Raw genomic sequence first — 2482 nt, forward strand, 5'->3', positions numbered from 1 at the left:
TCGATCACGCATGTTGATGCCCCTCCTGGTGAAGCTGAATGATTCTCAGATCAAGGTGGCTAATGGTGTGGTTGCGGAGGTCACGGACCGCATCGATTACGGAAGGCGAGTTTTGGAACAGGTAAGCTCCAGTCGACTGACGGTCGATCAAGAGGCGCTTCTGCCTGATCTGCACGTAGATCCAATTGACGGGGATGTTCAGCCGTGCGGCCAGTTGTGTGGCGCTGAGCGAAGTGAACTCGTGGGTCCATCGGTTGCGCTGCGTCGTTATCCTGATCCCGGCACCGAGCCGGATCCGCTGCACAGTGATCGGCAGGACCTTGTCCGAGCAATTGGGCGAGTGGTGCCCCTCCCGGGTGAGGACGGCGGCAATCTCATTGTCAGGCATGCCGGCCTGCGCGAGTTCGATCAGACGCGCGCGCATCTCTCCACCGCGCGTGAGCTTGGCGACGGAGTTAACCTTCATCTTCACTTCAAGTTCGGTCACCGCGCCGCCTCGCCACACGATCCTGACCAGAGCAACGTCGCGCTCGCCGCGATCGAGAACGATCTTTTCGATCAGGCACCGCAATAGCGCCTTGCGATGAGCATCCGTCGTGGCGTCGCCCGCCCAGATCTGCGGCAGGCAGCCGGACAGGGCGACTACCTTACTGTTGAGGACCTTGCCCAATGCCAATTGCGCAACAGGCTCAGCCGACGCTTGCCGAGCGAGGGCTTCCTCGGCAGCGCGGACTTCGCTCAATGCAGCCTCCCACCGACGCTCGAGTTCGCCGGCGACAAGACGGTTGTCAGGATCGACGCGGTTGAACTGCCGCTCTGCCAGTGCCGCAGCATAGCGCTTGCGCTCAAGCTCACGCTCCGCGCTCGTGCGCAAGGCCTTGTCGACTTGCTGCTGTGCCCGCCGCGCCCGCGATAGTGCGTCAAGCTCGGCGGGAGCCAGCGCCGTCAAGAATGCGGCGGCCACAGCGGCATCCACGCGTGGAGCACGGATGTACTGGCACGCAGGCAAGCCCGTGTGTGAGCGCAGGTGATTGCACACATACTCTCCGCCACCCTTGTAGCGAACGTACATCTTGTGGCCGCATCGCCCGCACCAAGCGATGCCATGCAGGAGAAGTTCGCCATTGCGAGGGGCACCTCTCGTTTTGATGCGCATATATTCGGCCCGGTTGTCTCGTACGATGTCGCGGATCTTCTCATAGGTTGGCCAGTCGATGTAGGGTGGATACCGGCCCTTCACGACGATGCGCCATTCATCGATTGGCCGCGGCACCTTTCCCGGCGAACCGCCTTCTCCCGTGGCGGCACGAAGGCGGGTTCGTCCATAGACGAAGGCACCGGCGTAAGCGGGATTCTTCAGGACTGCCGCCACCGCCGAGACCGTCGCTCGCGCCCAGTGAAGTTCGCCGTGCCAGTCGCGGCGCGGCAGAGCCAGGCCACGATCATTCAGCACACGCATGACCTTGGCGACGGTGCGGAACTTCAGGAATGTCTCGAATATAAGCTCAAGCCGCTCCTGAACGGCGAGATCTGGATCTTTGACAACCACCCCGCTTGGATCGCGCACCAAGCCGACGGGCAGTGTTAGTGCAAGCTCGCCGCGCTCGGCCTTGGCAAGCAGACCGGCCGTCAGACGGCTTCGGATCGTATGCAGCTCAAGCTCCGAGATCGTTCCCTTCAAGCCGAGAAGCAGGCGACCATTGGCGCTGCCGGGATCATAGACGCCATCGCGATCGGCAATGAGGCAACCGCGCAGGCCGCAGATATCCAGGAGCGGATACCAATCGGAACAATTGCGAGCCAGCCGCGTGACGTCTATCGAGAGGATCAACCCGATCTCGCTCAGGCCGACCCGACCGACGAGTTCCTTGAAGCCATTCCGTTTTGCAGCCGAGGCTCCGCTCAAGCCGAGATCGGCATCGATGACGTCGATATCGGCGTCATGCCAGCCGAGTTCGCGGGCGCGCACGCGAAGCGCGTACTGCAGCCGCAGGCTCTCTTGATTGCTTACCATCTGGTGTGGCGTCGACTGTCGGACGTAAACAACCGCTCTGCGCGCCAGATGAGTTGGCTTGACCAGTTCGGACTTCACGAGACACCTCCGCCAGAACCGCGGCGACGTCGTCGAGGATTTGACGCCGCAAAGCTGGTGACAGCGTCGCCCATAGGCTCTTGGGGTCTATGGTCATGACCTTCGAGACATTCCGCCACCGCGACAAGATCCCGAACCGCCTCGACACTCAACTTAGTCTGATTCGCCTTCTCTACATACTTCTGAGTTGCTGTCACAGGGATCAGCAATGTTGATCCATCACGGTGCTCGACTTCGTATGATGGTGGAAAATTGCCGCGGTGATGGGCAACTCGGCGGATCACACGGAAGGATCGCCCGTAAAGCGGATGACACGGATCCAATACCCGGACCACTTCGACCGATGATTCGTCAGACTCACCAGCAGGGATATTCCTGTAGGCCTTCGCT

General features: G+C 61.1%; 2 protein-coding genes. Both read right to left on the reverse strand.

The genetic code is table 11. The features are described from left to right. Positions 1-4: 4 nt before the first annotated feature. Entirely contained in the window at positions 5-2092 is a 2088-nt protein-coding gene (locus NKJ94_RS37175; RefSeq protein ID WP_352532723.1) for a recombinase family protein, read from the reverse strand. Then, the coding region (locus tag NKJ94_RS37180) for a hypothetical protein (protein WP_352532725.1) at positions 2089-2482 on the reverse strand (394 nt) is incomplete at its 5' end. The genes NKJ94_RS37180 and NKJ94_RS37175, both read right to left, overlap by 4 nt.

Origin of the sequence: Mesorhizobium sp. M0060 (assembly GCF_040323155.1) — a bacterium.
Lineage (GTDB): Bacteria > Pseudomonadota > Alphaproteobacteria > Rhizobiales > Rhizobiaceae > Mesorhizobium.